The sequence below is a fragment of the Alistipes sp. AF14-19 genome (assembly GCF_003461645.1).
GTDB classification, from domain to species: Bacteria; Bacteroidota; Bacteroidia; order Bacteroidales; family Rikenellaceae; genus Alistipes; species Alistipes shahii.
The window spans coordinates 113,682-128,928 of record NZ_QTXM01000001.1; the positions used below are offsets into that span (position 1 = coordinate 113,682).

The window sequence follows — 15,247 nt, forward strand, 5'->3', positions numbered from 1 at the left end:
CAAAACGATCCCGAACATGAAAAATATGATAATATGCAGCATCGCAGTGCTGTCGGCCGCACTGCTGGCAGCCTGCACCGAAACCACCCGGATATGGCCGGAGGAGGGCGAAAGCAAGGCCTACGTGGAGGTGTCGAGCCAAAAAGTGATCTTCGACGCCGACGGAGGCAACGCCGTGATCACCGTGGCGACGAACGCCGACGGCTGGGACTACGCCGCCGAAGGCGACTGGTTCACCGTCGCCCGGCAGGACGGCAACGCCCTGCTGGTCGAGACCCTGATCAACGCCGGAGCCGAAACCCTGACGGGCAAACTCACGGTCAGCGCCGAGAAGAACGGGGAGACCGTTTCGCAGGAGGTCGCACTCGTACAGCGCGCCGAACGGAGCGTCAACCTGAGCGCCGAAGGCACGGCCAACTGCTACATCGCCCGGACCGGCGGCGTCTACAAATTCGACGCATCGGTCAAGGGCAACGGCGGCGGCGACGGAGTCAGCGACTACATCGCCAACTACGGACTCGCCATCGAGGACGGCGCCTTCGCCGAACTGCTCTGGGAATCGCGCCACGACGGCGACAAGACCATGTCGCGCGAAATCATCGACGGCGCGCCGATCTACCGGGGCGGCTACGTGACCTTCTCGACGGGGCGTTCGGAGGGCAACGCCGTGATCGCCGTGAAGGACATCAAAGGCAACATCGTCTGGAGCTGGCACATCTGGGTCTGCAACGACGAAATCACGGCGCACGACCACATCGACTCGGAAGGCAAAGTCGCCGCCGTGATCATGGACCGCAACCTCGGAGCGCTGAACAACACCCCGATGGACGTGGGCAACCGAGGCATGTTCTACGAATGGGGCCGCAAGGACCCCTTCACGCCTTCGTGCTCGCCCTACCACGCGGATACCGACGGCAACAACGTCCCGGCCTACAACGAACCGAACACCGCGATCGGCGACGGAACGGGAACATGGGTCTACAACGCGCAGGCCGCCGTGCTCGCCACGCCGCCGGCCAACATTCCCAATTCGATCCTGAACCCGATGACCTACCTGCAATCGCCGTACAACGGCCACGCCGACTGGTACTGCACGGGAACAGACCCGAAGGCCACGCATCCGGGACTGTGGGGTCCCGAAAAGACCATTTTCGACCCCTGCCCTCCGGGCTACAAGGTCCCGGGACCCGATCTCTGGGGCATTCCCGCCGGAAACAACTCGATCACCAACGGCGGCGCAGCGGCGGATTACGACGAAACCGGCGTCAGCGCCAAATGGGACTGGAACGCCTACGAAGACTGCGGGCGCCGCTGGAAAAACACCGGCGACTACTACCCGATGGCCGGCAACATCTACTACACGGACTACATCTCGGTGAGCATCTGCAACTACACGGGCGGCATGGCATTCTACTGGACCGCCCAGGCTACTCCCGACGCGACGAAGTCATCGGCCTACTTCGTGAACTTCAACCCCAACTGGTGCAATTACAGACTCGGCGAGCACGACTGTTCCGCACAGATACGCTGCATCCGGGAATAACACTAAAAACTGATCGTCTATGAAATATCCATTCAAATCGCTTCTCCTGGCGGCAACCGTCCTCGCGGCGGCATCGTGCGCCAAGGACGACACGCAGAGCGGCGGCGAAGAGACCGCGGGTCCCGTCATCGTCAACGCCTCCCCGGCGGCCATCGGCGGCGAGATCATCCTCAAACTGAAGACCGAGGCCTCCGGCATCGTGGAAAAGAGCCGCGCGCAGGGCGTTTCGAAAGGCAGCGGCATCGACGAGATCGACCGCATCCTCAACACGGTGAACACCGTACGTTTCGAACGGCTCTTCCCGGACGGCGGGCGTTTCGAAGAACGCACCCGCAGGGAAGGCCTGCACCTCTGGTATTACGCCAAATACGACCCGTCGGTCCCGACGAGCGAGATGGCCAGCCTGCTCTCTTCGTGCAAGGACATCGAAATCATCGAATACTCGCTGGCCGCCGAAACTTCGGACCACCGCCGCGCGGCATCTCCCGCCGCCGGGGCGCAGAGCGTCACCCGCGCCATCGCAGACGAGGTGCGCAACGTCCCCTTCCCGTTCAACGAGAGCGAACGCTCGCAGCAGATGCAATGGCACTACAACAACACGGGAAACATCTTCGCGCAGACGAGCCAGCTGGGCGCCGACGCCAACGTATACGCCGCCTGGCAGCTCTCGACGGGCAATCCCGACGTGATCGTCGCCGTCGTGGACCAGGGCGTCAAATACGACCACGAAGACCTGGCCGCCAACATGTGGGTCAACGAGGCCGAACTGAACGGCACGCCGGGCGTCGACGACGACGGCAACGGCTATGTGGACGACATTTACGGCTACAACTTCACCAAGGAGACCGGCGAACTGGATTTCTCGGCCGAACTGATGCACGGCACGCACGTCGCCGGCACGATCGCCGCCGTGAACAACAACGGCGTGGGCGTCTGCGGCATCGCAGGCGGCTCGGGCAGGGGCGACGGCGTGAAGATCATGTCGTGCGAGATTCTCGGCAAGTCGGAGTCCGGATCGTCGGGCGCCGGACTGGCCGGACAGATCCGCGCCATCAAGTACGCCGCCGACAACGGCGCCGTGATCTGCCAGAACAGCTGGGGATACACCGCCGGAACCATCTCCGTGACCGACTGGACACGCGGTTCCTACTCGGCGCTCTCGCGTGCCATGGAGTACTTCAACAAATATGCGGGACTGGACGAAAACGGCAACCAGACAGGCCCGATGGCCGGCGGCATCGTCCTCTTCGCCGCGGGCAACGACGCTTCGAGCGAGGTCTGCTATCCCGCCGCCGACGCCAACGCGATCAGCGTGGGCGCAACCGCGTTCACGGGCGCCCCGGCCTACTACACCAACTACGGCACATGGGTCCGGATCTCGGCCCCGGGCGGCGACCAGATGCTGAGCAACGCCTACGGCGGCGTTTACAGCACGAGCGTGGCCGCCGACGGCTCTTCGGGCTACGAAGGCAGCCAGGGGACCTCGATGGCCTGCCCCCACGTGTCGGGAGCCTGCGCGCTGGCCGTCAGCTATTACTACGGCGCTGAAAAACGCAAGGGCCTTACGGGCGAAATGCTCCGGCAGGCGCTGTTGAGCAGCACCCAGTCCGTCGACCGCTACTGCACCGGCAAATACCAGCAGTATCTGGGCAACATGGGCATCGGCAGCCTCGACACCTACAAGCTGCTGCGGAACATCGCCAAGATCGACGGCATCCCGGCGCAGCGGGTCGGCGTGGGCGACACCGTCAGCATCGACCTGAGCAACCACTTCACCGCCACCAATGTCCTGGGGTACACCGTTTCCGTTCCCGACCTCGTGAAGATCGAACTTCGGGGCGGAGTGATGAAGCTCACCGGCCTCAAGAAAGGCCGGACGACGATCATCGTCTCGGACGGCGCGGCCATTCGCAAACCGATCGAGGTAACCGTCGAATGACACATTCACTAACGCAAAAGAGAATCAAACCTATGAAAACCTTTTATAAATACGCGGCATTCGCGGCGGCGGCCCTCGCGGGACTGTGCGCCTGCTCGTCGGACGACGACGCGGCGGAGACCGGCTCCGGCCTGCAACCCGTCGCACAGCCGCAGATCATCGTCAGCGACCTGACGACCACCGGATTCACCCTCCGCTGGGAAGCCGTCGACGACGCAGGGTCCTACGTCTACACGTTCGACGGCGGGAGCGAAACCTCGACAACCGGCTGCCGGCTGGAATTCAACAGTCTGGAACGGCAGAAAGAGTATGTCGTGGCGGTCAAGGCCTGCCCCCGGGACCCGGCCGAATACACCGAATCCCCCTTCACCTACATCCACGTGCTGACCGACGATCTGGAGCAGCTTCCCCAGCCGAAGATCACGCTCGGCAGCGCCTATGCGTCGAAAACCGTCATCTCCTGGACCGAAGTGCCCGAAGCGGAACTCTATGAGTTCTCGGTCGACGGCGGGGAGGTGTCGACCACCCGAAACCGTACGGTCATCCTGTCGAAACTCGACAAGGGCCGCACCTACTCCTTCTCGGTGCGCGCCATGACGTCCGACGCCACGCGCTTCACCAACTCGGAAGCCGCACAGCTCTCGTTCGTCACCTCGGACGCCGACGTTCCGCCGCTGGTCATCGCCCCGACGACGATCATCTCCGACGCCGTGGCGTTCGACATCTACGCCTCCAGCGACGAAACCTACTATTATGAGATTCTCCCGGCCACGACCTTCGCCAAGTATTCGCCCGAAGAGCTGATGACCGCCTTCCAGACCTATATCGTCGAATACGCCAAAAAGCAGGGCATCAGCCTCCAGCTGGCCATGGCCTCGATGCTCAAGTCGGGAACCCAGAGCCTCCAGATGACGGGACTCACCCCCGAGTTGAGCTACGTGATCTTCGCCTTCGGCATGGACCTGCGGGGCAACATCACCTCGAACCTCTCCTCCACGCAGTTCAAGACCACGGCCGACGGCTACTCCGCCGGTCCGAACTACGGCGGCAGCGACTGGTTCACGCAGCGGTTCTACATCACCAACGCCTACCTCGCCCTGACGGGTTACGGCTGGACCAACTCCGTGTGGACCCACTGGAAGGGAGACGACGTGACGGACGTCCGTTACCGTACGCTGACGACCAAGCTCTTCAATCAGGTCTTCTCCGATCCCTACGACCAACAGGCCATCGCCGCATTCCTGAAAGACCCCAATTACGGAGTCCAGTTCAACCCCGAGCTGCTCTCGGCGACGGTAAACAGCGCCGACGGTTACAACGGACTTACGGAAGGAGTCAGCGCCGGCACGTCCTACACGCTGCTCACGCTGGCCACCTCGTCGAGCGGCGCCGAAACGGTCTGCGTCAACTCCGTCACCACGAAGACCAGCACGGCCGCAGCCGCGTGGTTCGCAGCCGCAGCCTCGACCAACGCCAACTACGGCCCGACGCACAACACCGTGGCCGGCGTCATGAAGGGCATCGACATCGCAACGGTGCGTTACGCGATTTTCAAACAGAGCGCCCTGGCGAACGTCAGCACGGACAACTATCCGGCCGTGATCGAAGAGTTCGGACACGACCTCAAGGAGGAGTACCTCCCCTACATCAACGGAAACGGCTTTGCCATCCTCTTCACCGGGGAGAGCGGCGTAACGCCCGAAACCACGTACGTCTTCATGGCGACGGCGACCAACACGGTCGGCGACAAAGTCACCAAATGGGGTTCGGCGACCACCAGCGCGGCTCCGGACGCCGCCCGGGCGAAGGCGCAGGCCGCAACCCGAACGGACGAACCGCTCCGGTCGCCCGCCGGGAAACCCATCGCCAACCCCGAGAAGTTCATCTACCCGATGGAGAGCGTCCAGCTGCCCGCCGGAGCGAAACCCGAAGGCGACCTCTGGACCATCATTCACAACACGCACAACATCAAATAAGAGTACATCTATGAACAAGATAGCAGCAATTCTCTGGTGCATCCTGTCGCTGGCATGGACGACGGCCTCCTGGGCGCAGAACGTCGCCGTCAGCGGCAAAGTCACCGGAGCCAACGGCGAAGCCATCATCGGCGCGAACGTTCTCGTGGAGGGCACTACGCAGGGCATCACGACGAACGTCGACGGAGACTACACCCTGACGAACGTCCCGGCCAACGCCACGCTCGTCGTCTCCTACCTGGGCTACAAGACCGAGAAAATCCCTGTCGGCAACAAGACCCGCATCGACGTCACGCTCCGGGAGGACACCGCCGAGATCGAAGGCGTGATGGTCGTGGCCTACGGTACGGCCAAGAAGGAGTCGTTCACCGGTTCGGCCGCCGTCGTCAAGGGCGGCGAACTCCAGAAGCGCGTCGTGGGCAACGTCACCAAATCGTTCGAAGGAACCGTAGCCGGCGTGCAGGTCGCCTCCGGCGGCGGCCAGCCGGGCGAAGCGGCATCGGTCATCATCCGCGGCATCGGGTCGGTGAACGCCTCGGCGACACCGCTATACGTGGTCGACGGCATCCCCTTCGACGGGTCGCTCAGCGCGATCAACCCCGCGGACATCGAGACGATGACCGTGCTCAAGGACGCATCGGCAGGTGCGCTCTACGGCGCCCGCGGAGCCAACGGCGTCATCGTCATCACGACCAAGAAGGGCAAGAAGGACAAAATCCGCATTTCGTACAAGGGCAACGTCGGAATCGCCTCGCGCGCCATCCCCCGCTACGACCTGGTCGACATGAAAGATTACGTCGAGATGAGCTACGAAGCGCTGCGCAACAGCGCCCAATACGGCACGGGCATGGATTTCGAGGGCGCGAGCCGCTACGCCGCCGCCAACCTCGGCCAGCAGATCGGCGGACTGAAGAATCCCGAATACTACAACCCGTACAAGAATTACACGTGGGAGACGCTGATCGACCAGTCGACGGGCAAGATCCGTTCGGATGCCAAAGCTGCATGGAACGAGAACTGGCTGGACGAAATCAGCGACAATTCGGCCATACGCACCGAACACATCGTCTCGGTGAACGGCGGTTCGGAACGCGCCAACTACGTCGCATCGCTGGGATACTACATGGAAGACGGCATTCTCCAGAACACCGACTTCTCCCGCTACACGGGCCGCGTGGGCGCCGATTCGCAGGCCAAGAGCTGGCTCAAGATCGGCATGAACGCCAACTTCGCCCACAGCGAATCGAGCTACCAGAGTTTCGAGGACGCAAGCACGTCGAACGTCTGGTACACGGCGCAGTTCATGGCCCCGGTCTATCCCGTCTACCTGAAGGACATGGCCGGCAACAACGTGCGCGACGCCGACGGGCGGCTGCAATACGAATACGGATCGGAGGATGACAACGGCTACGCCAACCGCCCCTCGGCCCAGGGCTTCAACTCGAAGGCCGAACTTTACAACAACAAGGCCTACTACACCCGCAACTCGCTTTCGGCGCGCAGCTACATCACCTTCGGGACGGTCAGGGAGGAGGCCCGGCTCTACGGACTGAAACTCACGATGAACTTCGGTACGGACTACACCGACTACCAGCGCACGCTGGTCTACGACAAGGAGCACGGCAACGCGGCCCAGCAGGGCGGACGCCTCAGCAAGACCAACACCCGCACGCTGAGCTACACGTTCAACCAGCTGCTGACCTACGACCGCACGTTCGGCGACCACTCCCTCAACCTGCTGGCCGGCCATGAGTACTACCGCTACAAGTACAACTACGCCCTCGGCGAAAAAACCGGCATCGTCGGCGGGATCGACGAGTTGGGACCCGCCGTGACGACCACCGACAACAACAGCTATTCGCACAACTACGGCGTGGAGTCCTACCTCGCGCGCATCAACTACGGCTTCAAGAGCCGTTACTACATCGACGCCAGCTGGCGAACGGACGGTTCGTCGCGCTTCCATCCCAGCGACCGCTGGGGCCATTTCTGGTCGGTGGGCGCCTCGTGGCGCATCTCCGAAGAGCAGTTCATGGAGAACACCCGCCAGTGGCTCGACAACCTCACGCTGAAGGTTTCATACGGCGTACAGGGCAACGACAACCTGGGAACCTATTACGCATGGCAGGGTCTCTACGACTACACGTGGCCCAACGCCACCGATGCGGGCGCCTTCGTCGACAAGCTCGAAAACAGGAAGGTGACCTGGGAGAAGAACGGCAACCTCAACGCCGGCATCGAAGCCACGATGTTCGGCGGCCGACTGGGCGTTTCGGTCGAGTACTACAACCGCAAAACGCGCGACATGCTGCTCAACAGTCCACTGCCGATCTCGACCGGATTCACGGGCTTCAACGACAACGTCGGCTCGCTGCGCAACCAGGGGCTCGAGGTCTCGCTGCGCGGAACGATCCTCGACAAGCGCGACTTCCGCTGGGACGCGACGCTGATGGGTTCGTTCAACCGCAACAAGGTGCTCTCGCTCACGGGCGGCCAGGATGTCATCACGTCGGGCATCCGCGTCATCGAGGTGGGGCGGCCGATCTACACCTTCTACCTGCCGAAAACGGCCGGCGTGGACCCCGCCACGGGCAAGCAGCTCTACTACGCCTACTGGACCCAGACGGTCAACGACGAGGGGACGCTGGTGAACACGCGCTGCGACGAGTACATCACCGACAACGTGGCGATGGCCACCTTGAGCAAATACTACCACGAAAGCCGCGAGCCGAAACTCTTCGGCAGCATCGGTTCGACGTTCACGATCCTGAAGAACATCGACGTCTCGTTCCTGACGACCTATTCGATCGGCGGATGGGTTTACGACGGACTCTACAACGGCTCGATGTACGTGCAGTACGCCGGCAACAACTGGCACAAAAACGCCAAACGCCGCTGGCAGAAGCCGGGCGACAAGACCGACGTGCCGATGCTCGAAGTGGGCGGCTCGTACGCCACGACCAGCAACTCGCTGATCGACGCCTCGTACTTCGCCATCAAGAACATCACCGTCGGCTACACGCTTCCCAAGCGCTGGCTCAAGAAGATCGACATCGAGTCGCTGCGCATCTACGCCACGCTGGACAACATCGCCATGTTCAACCACATGGACGGCATGGACCCGCAGTATAACTTCACGGGATCGGTGGCTTACAGCTACACCCCGTCGCGCGTGATCGCATTCGGTATCGACCTGAACTTTTAACCACGGGAGAAAACAACTATGAAAAAAGCAATATATCTTATCATCGCACTGATCGGCTTATCAGCCCCCTCGTGCAGCGACTCGATGCTCGATTTCTCCCCGACCGACTCGGGTTCGGGCAAGGAACTGCTCAAATCGGCATCCACGGCCATCACTTCGGTCAACGGCGTCTACCGCTCGATGTGGACGGCCGGATGGTCCACGACCGCAAACACCCACCAGTGCTTCGGCATCGCGGCCTACAACCTGGCGCTCGACTGCATGGCCGACGACCTGATCATGCAGTCGCAGGGCAACGGCTGGTTCTGGGGCGACCACTGCTACAACGTCAAGAGCAACTACACTTCGTCGGCCTTCCGGTCGTACGACGTCTGGTACGCCAACTACAAATGGATCGCCAATGTAAACTACATCATCGACGCCGAGCCGGAAATGGCCGGAACGGAGGCCGACGTGGCCTACGTCGCAGGACAGGCCTACGCCATCCGGGCGCTCTGCTACCTGAACCTGGCGACGTGGTTCTCCCGCGCCCCCTACAACTCCCTGACGGGCGCTTCGCGCTGGAACGAGCCCTGCGTACCGGTTTACACCACCGGCACGTCGATCGACACGGGCGGACAGCCCCGCGAATCGCTGCGCACGGTCTACGGCCGTATCGACCAGGACATCGACCGTGCCATCGAACTGCTCGAAAAGGCCAGGGAAACCACGCTGGCCGAGAATAACAAATCGCACATCAACCTCTACGTGGCCCTGGGCATCAAGTCGCGCGCCTGTCTGGCGGAAGGCGACTGGGACGGGGCATTCAAGGCGGCCAAGCGCGTGATCGACGAAGGCGGCTACGCCGTCGGCACGAAGAGCGACCTGACGAGCGGCATGAACTCGCTCGACAAGCAGAACGTCATGTGGGGCGCAGGCATTCAGGTGGCCGACCAGGCGGGCGGCTACGCCGGGTTCTTCACCCACATGGACAACAAGGAGGGCGCCTATGCCAAATCGGCGCCGAAGCTGATCAGCAAACAGCTCTACAACCGCATCAGCGCGACAGACATCCGCCGCGACTGGTGGGACCCCTCGGACAAGGAGTCGCCCTACGTCAGCAAAAAATTCTCGTTCGCCAACGTGGCCTCCTTCCTGGGCGACTACATCTACATGCGCGTCGAGGAGATGTACTTCACGGCCGCCGAAGCGGCCCTGCGGCTGGACGACCTCAAGAGCGCACGCGAACTGATGAACACCGTCATGGCCGAACGCGACCCGGGTTACAGCGCCAACAACCGCAGCGGCACGCTGCTCGGCGCGACGACCACGACCTGGACCGGATCGTTCCTCGAAAACATCCTCACCCACCGCCGCATCGAACTGTGGGGTGAGTACGGCCGGCTGTTCGACGTCCGCCGCCTGGGCCAGGGCATCGACCGCCGGACCGACGACGGCTTCTCCGAGGAGTGCATTTCGATGATGAACCGCCGGAACGTCAACATCACCAAAGCCGACACTTACGACTGGGTGCTGACCATTCCCAAAGCCGAACTGGATGCCAATCCGAACATCAACGAGGAGGACCAGAATCCCTAACGAGCCTTTGAACCGTTGAAAATCAAGTACACTATGAAAAACATATCGAAATATCTGGGTGCGGGACTGCTGCTCTTCACCGCGGCCTGCAGCCAGACGCAGGAGGGCGACCAATACACCCCCAACAAGGACGATGCGAAGGCCATCCACTTCATCCAGTCGTCCATCCAGAAGGAGTTTCCGCAGGACGCCGTGCAGGGCGTGATCAACGTCGAAATCGCGCGTCCGGGCAACAAAGGCGCCTACAAGGTCTATCTGGCGACCAAGGACGACGACTACGAGCTGTTCTCGGTTCCGGCCGAGGCGACCATTCCCGACGGCAGCCACTCCGTGACGGTTCCCGTCGAGGTCGACCTTTCGAACTTCGTCATGGGTTCGAACTACAAGACCACGCTCTACATCAGCAGCCGGGAGGCGCGTCCGGGCGACAACGCCGCGCAGGTGGCGCAGTACTCCGACAAGGTGACCCTTTCGGCCACCTACGAACTGGAGTGGGAGACGCTCTACCGCACCACCGGAGAGGGCGAAGAGATCCCCCAGCTGGCAACCTACCACTACAACGGGTACTATTCGGGCCGCGATTCGGGCCTGGAGGTCGAGAAAGCCGTGGGAGCCAATATCTTCCGGCTGAAGGACTGGGCCAGCGGCGTGACGTTCAAGTTCGTCCTCCACGACGACAACACCTGCACCGTGCCGGCGCAGTCGATCGGCTACTACAACTCGAACTACAACGAGTACGTCTACGTCGCCGACATGGCCGTTTACACCGGCAACGACTCGGCGTACGCCAGCTATCCCTGCACGTTCGACGGCGAGAGCACCTTCTCGTTCTACCTGATCTACTACGTGTCGTCGGGCTATTTCGCCCAGGGGACCGAGAAACTGGTCTTCGACACCGACATCGACACCACGCCCGTCGTGGAGATCGCTTTCGAGGGCATCGAGACCACGAGCACCGGATTCAAGGCTCCGAAACTCCACTTCTCGCCCAACGAATACACGAAGTACTACAAGGCCGCGGTCGTCGCCGGAGACATCACCGCCGACGCCGAACGGCAGCAAGAGGTGCGCCGGCAGCTGATCGACGACAAACTGGAGGCCGTGACCCCCGTGGTGACGCTCCTCGCGGACGACGCCTCGGTCTGGAACGTTCCCTCGGGCAACTACACCGCCGTGGCGCTGGCCTACGACTCGATCGAGAACCCCTGCAAGCTCTACACGCAGCGGTTCACGAACGACCCGAACGACGAATATGCTCCCCGATCGCTCGAATTCGAGTTCTACGCTCCGGAGAACAACCTCAACTACTCGCCCTACAACACGCTCATCTGGCAGATGCAGACCGCGAATGTGGCGGCGATGAAATATCTCTGCGTCAAAACCGCCGTCGCCGACTACCTGTGCGAAGCGCTCGGCATGACACTGGAGGAGGTGACCGCATCCCGGGGCTACGACGTTCCCGAGGAGATGATCGCGCAGCTCAACTCCCCCGAAGGCCGCGGCACGTCGTTCAGCCCGCTCGACGAAGGCAGCACGTACACACTCGCCCTGCTGATGTACAACTCGTTCGGCGACACGGCTTTCGTTTCGAAGAGCGCGTCGACGTTCGGTTACTTCGCCAAGGATTTCGACCGGACGAAGACCCTGGAGGACTTCATCGGCGCATTCGGCGTCACGGCGACCGTCGACGTCGATTCGCAGTCGTCCGAAAAGACCTTCCGCATGGACATCGCGCGCATCAACGACCGCGACGTGCTCATCAGCGGCATGACCGACATGCGCGACTTCGCACCCCAGCTGAAAGGCTACTACGACAAGGAGCTGCACATGCTGATCGTCGAACCCCAGTACGCGGGGATGTACAACGGCGCCTATGCGACGCTCGGCTTCTCGAACGGACTGTCGATCTTCTGGGGCGACGCCGGAATGGCCGTCGGCTACATCGGCGACACGCTCTACTGGGCTTCAAGCCCCTACTCACCCGAAGAGGTCAACAGCTACATGTTCCTGCTCTTCAGCACGCCGCAGGCGTCGAGTTCGAGCTACCTGCGCCAGTACGCCGGTTCGAAAACCTACTCGTCCCTCAAGATGAAGCCCCTCCAGCAGGCGTCCGCACAGACCGCGGCCCGCGCCGCGGAATCGCGGACCGGAAGCATCGAGACCGGCGGACAGCGCTTCACGACCTACCTGACGGGCGAACGCGTCGCCGTTCCGGCGAAAGCCTCCGGAAACACGGCAGCGAAAGTCCCGGCCGAAGGCAAGCGTCTGCGCACGGACCTCGTGCTCCACACCCGCTGATCCGCAGCCCGCACAACCGAAAACCGGATTTCCGCTTTGGGCGGAAGTCCGGTTTTTTCATAAAATCGCAAAAAACGGCGTCTCGGCGTGACAGTTTGGCGCGAATTTACTAATTTTGCAGGTTGTAAGGCGAAAACACAAAAAACTCACGATATTATGCTTACGATAAAGCAAATCCGCGATGACAAAGAGGCCGCCGCACGCAAGCTGGCCAAGAAGGGCGTGGACGCCGCGCCTGTCATCGAAAAGATCATCAGCTTCGACGACCGGCGCAAAGCCCTCCAGCTGGAACTCGACAACACGCTGGCCGCCCAGAACAAGGCCGCCAAGGAGATCGGCGCACTGATGGGCCAGGGCCGCCGCGAGGAGGCCGAGGAGCGCAAACGCTTCGTGGCGGACCTCAAGGAGAAGTCCTCGCGCCTCGAAGCCGAGCTGACCGACGCCCGGCAGGAGTTGCAGTCGGCCATCGTCTCGCTGCCGAACTTCCCCGCCGAGATCGTCCCCGAAGGCAAGACGGCCGAGGACAACCTCGTCGTCAAGCTCGTGGAAAGCTACACCGCGCTTCCGGAAAACCCGCTGCCCCACTGGGAGCTGGCCCGCAAGTACGACATCATCGACTTCGACCTGGGCGTGAAGCTCACCGGCGCGGGATTCCCCGTCTACAAGGGCAAGGGCGCACGGTTGCAGCGCGCGCTGATCAACTATTTCCTCGACTGCAACACGGCGGCCGGCTACCTCGAAGTGGAGCCGCCCGTGATGGTCAACGAGGCTTCGGGCTTCGGCACGGGACAGCTCCCCGACAAGGAGGGGCAGATGTACCACGCCACGGTAGACAACTTCTACCTCGTTCCCACGGCCGAGGTTCCCGTGACGAACATCTACCGCGACGTGATCCTCGAAAAGGAGGATTTTCCGGTGAAGATGACCGCCTACACCCCGTGCTTCCGCCGCGAGGCCGGGTCGTACGGCAAGGACGTGCGCGGACTCAACCGCCTGCACCAGTTCGACAAGGTGGAGATCGTGCAGCTCTCGCTGCCCGAAAAGAGCTACGAAGCATTGGACGGCATGGTGGCCCACGTGGAGAGCATCGTCAAGGCCCTGGGCCTGCCCTACCGCATCCTGCGCCTGTGCGGCGGCGACATGTCGTTCACCTCGGCGCTGACCTACGATTTCGAAGTCTACTCCGAGGCCCAGAAACGCTGGCTCGAAGTGTCGTCGGTATCGAATTTCGAGTCGTTCCAGGCCAACCGCCTCAAACTCCGCTACCGCGACGAGGAGAAGAAAATCCAGCTGGCGCACACCCTCAACGGCTCGTCGCTGGCCCTGCCGCGCATCGTGGCCGCGCTGCTGGAGAACTATCAGACCCCCGAAGGCATCCGCATCCCCGAGGCGCTGATTCCCTACACGGGTTTTGATATTATCAAATAAGTTTTTATATTTGCACACACACATTTAACAATAAACACTCAACACAATGGCTTACAAAATTACCGACTCGTGCGTTGCATGCGGCAGCTGCATCGGCGAGTGCCCCGTAGAGGCTATTTCGGCCGGCGACATCTATGTGATCGACGCCGACAAATGTATCGACTGCGGCACCTGCGCAGGCGTATGCCCGAGCGAGGCGATCGTTTCGGAGTAACACGGAATATCCGAAAGAGAAGCACACCTCGGCAACGGGGTGTGCTTTTTGCGGTTTGAAAAGCCGCTTCCCCCACCCAACAACCAACGAATCATGGGCGATCTCGAAAAAATGAAAGCCGGGCTTTGGCTCCACGCCATCTGTCCTGAAATCGGCGGCGCGCTGCTGCGGACCGAGGAGCTGGTGTTCCGGCTCAACCAGCTGCCCCCGAGCCGCCGGGAGGAGCGGGAGGCGATCATCCGGCAGCTGTTCGGACACGTCGGCAAGTCGGTCTGCATCCACAGCCCGTTCCACTGCGATTTCGGAGCGCAGATTTCGGTCGGCGACCATTTCGTCGGCAATTTCAACCTGACGATCCTCGACGAAGCGCCCGTCACCATCGGCGACCACGTCTTCATCGGGCCGAACGTCGGCATCTACACCGTCAACCACGCCCTGCTGCCCGACCAGCGCAACGCGGGCATCATGCGTTCGCTGCCCATTGCCATCGGCAACAACGTCTGGATCGGAGGCCACACGGTCGTGATGCAGGGCGTGACGATCGGCGACAACACGGTGATCGGGGCCGGGAGCGTCGTCACGCACGACATCCCGGCGGGAGTCGTGGCCGTCGGCTCGCCCTGCCGCGTCCTGCGGGAGATCACCGAGGCGGATCGGGTAACGCCCGTATGAAAAAGAAAAAGCGCTCCGATCCGGGGCGCTTTTACGTCATTGCGAGGAGCGCAGCGACGCGGCAATCCGATTGCTGCGCTGTGGCATTACGGCCCAGATCAAGAATCAGACGAACCCGTCCGATAAGTCCTTCCACAATGAATTTTGAGAGTCTATTAACCCGATTTTCCGTTTCCGGCTCCAACTCTTGATTTGTTTCTCCCGGGCGATTGCATCCCGAACGTCCCGATACTCCTCGGCGTAAATCAACTTATGGACGTTATAGCGGCGCGTAAATGCAGACTGACCGGCGGCATGTTCTTTCATACGCCGGGATAACGAGGTCGTAACGCCGACATACAGCACCGTATGCAGTTTATTGGTCAATATATATACATAGCTGCTCTCCATGGCC

Annotated in this window: 10 protein-coding genes; 9 read left to right on the forward strand and 1 reads right to left on the reverse strand. The window is 61.7% G+C overall.

Going from position 1 to position 15,247, the window contains the following annotated elements; translation table 11 throughout:
* Window positions 1-16 precede the first annotated feature (16 nt).
* The 9 genes from DWW03_RS00400 to DWW03_RS00440 all read left to right on the forward strand — a co-directional run bounded on the left by DWW03_RS00400 (window position 17) and on the right by DWW03_RS00440 (window position 14,853).
* Entirely contained in the window at window positions 17-1,543 is a 1,527-nt protein-coding gene (locus DWW03_RS00400; protein ID WP_022062099.1) for a BACON domain-containing protein, read from the forward strand.
* A 19-nt stretch (window positions 1,544-1,562) separates the two neighbouring features.
* Entirely contained in the window at window positions 1,563-3,482 is a 1,920-nt protein-coding gene (locus DWW03_RS00405; RefSeq protein ID WP_022062100.1) for a S8 family peptidase, read from the forward strand.
* A gap of 32 nt (window positions 3,483-3,514) precedes the next feature.
* Window positions 3,515-5,458 (forward strand): hypothetical protein, encoded by a 1,944-nt coding sequence (locus tag DWW03_RS00410; protein WP_022062101.1) that lies wholly within the window; start codon window positions 3,515-3,517, stop codon window positions 5,456-5,458.
* Between the two features lie 10 nt (window positions 5,459-5,468).
* Window positions 5,469-8,663, forward strand: coding sequence for a SusC/RagA family TonB-linked outer membrane protein (locus DWW03_RS00415; RefSeq protein ID WP_118406076.1), 3,195 nt, complete (start codon window positions 5,469-5,471; stop codon window positions 8,661-8,663).
* A gap of 18 nt (window positions 8,664-8,681) precedes the next feature.
* Window positions 8,682-10,241 (forward strand): RagB/SusD family nutrient uptake outer membrane protein, encoded by a 1,560-nt coding sequence (locus tag DWW03_RS00420; protein WP_229028751.1) that lies wholly within the window; start codon window positions 8,682-8,684, stop codon window positions 10,239-10,241.
* Window positions 10,242-10,274: 33 nt separating this feature from the next.
* Window positions 10,275-12,539, forward strand: a complete 2,265-nt coding sequence (locus DWW03_RS00425; protein ID WP_118406077.1) for a hypothetical protein — start codon at window positions 10,275-10,277, stop codon at window positions 12,537-12,539.
* Window positions 12,540-12,695: 156 nt separating this feature from the next.
* Entirely contained in the window at window positions 12,696-13,967 is a 1,272-nt protein-coding gene (gene serS, locus DWW03_RS00430) for a serine--tRNA ligase (RefSeq protein WP_015547591.1), read from the forward strand.
* Window positions 13,968-14,013: 46 nt separating this feature from the next.
* A complete protein-coding gene (locus tag DWW03_RS00435; RefSeq protein WP_015547590.1) occupies window positions 14,014-14,181 on the forward strand; it encodes a DUF362 domain-containing protein in 168 nt (55 codons plus the stop codon).
* Window positions 14,182-14,274: 93 nt separating this feature from the next.
* Window positions 14,275-14,853, forward strand: a complete 579-nt coding sequence (locus DWW03_RS00440; protein ID WP_015547589.1) for a sugar O-acetyltransferase — start codon at window positions 14,275-14,277, stop codon at window positions 14,851-14,853.
* 105 nt (window positions 14,854-14,958) lie between these two features.
* Here the strand turns inward: DWW03_RS00440 and DWW03_RS00445 are convergent, their stop codons facing one another.
* The gene (locus tag DWW03_RS00445; protein ID WP_015547588.1) at window positions 14,959-15,243 is read right to left on the reverse strand and encodes a GIY-YIG nuclease family protein; all 285 of its coding nucleotides are present in this window, start codon (window positions 15,241-15,243) and stop codon (window positions 14,959-14,961) included.
* Window positions 15,244-15,247: the final 4 nt, after the last annotated feature.

Excerpts from the sequence above, each read along its gene's own strand:
- DWW03_RS00400 (WP_022062099.1), top strand. The coding sequence starts at position 17 with ATGAAAAATATGATAATATGCAGCATCGCAGTGCTGTCGGCCGCACTG.
- DWW03_RS00405 (WP_022062100.1), top strand. The coding sequence starts at position 1,563 with ATGAAATATCCATTCAAATCGCTTCTCCTGGCGGCAACCGTCCTCGCG.
- DWW03_RS00410 (WP_022062101.1), top strand. The coding sequence starts at position 3,515 with ATGAAAACCTTTTATAAATACGCGGCATTCGCGGCGGCGGCCCTCGCG.
- DWW03_RS00415 (WP_118406076.1), top strand. The coding sequence starts at position 5,469 with ATGAACAAGATAGCAGCAATTCTCTGGTGCATCCTGTCGCTGGCATGG.
- DWW03_RS00420 (WP_229028751.1), top strand. The coding sequence starts at position 8,682 with ATGAAAAAAGCAATATATCTTATCATCGCACTGATCGGCTTATCAGCC.
- DWW03_RS00425 (WP_118406077.1), top strand. The coding sequence starts at position 10,275 with ATGAAAAACATATCGAAATATCTGGGTGCGGGACTGCTGCTCTTCACC.
- serS (WP_015547591.1), top strand. The coding sequence starts at position 12,696 with ATGCTTACGATAAAGCAAATCCGCGATGACAAAGAGGCCGCCGCACGC.
- DWW03_RS00435 (WP_015547590.1), top strand. The coding sequence starts at position 14,014 with ATGGCTTACAAAATTACCGACTCGTGCGTTGCATGCGGCAGCTGCATC.
- DWW03_RS00440 (WP_015547589.1), top strand. The coding sequence starts at position 14,275 with ATGGGCGATCTCGAAAAAATGAAAGCCGGGCTTTGGCTCCACGCCATC.
- DWW03_RS00445 (WP_015547588.1), bottom strand. The coding sequence starts at position 15,243 with ATGGAGAGCAGCTATGTATATATATTGACCAATAAACTGCATACGGTG.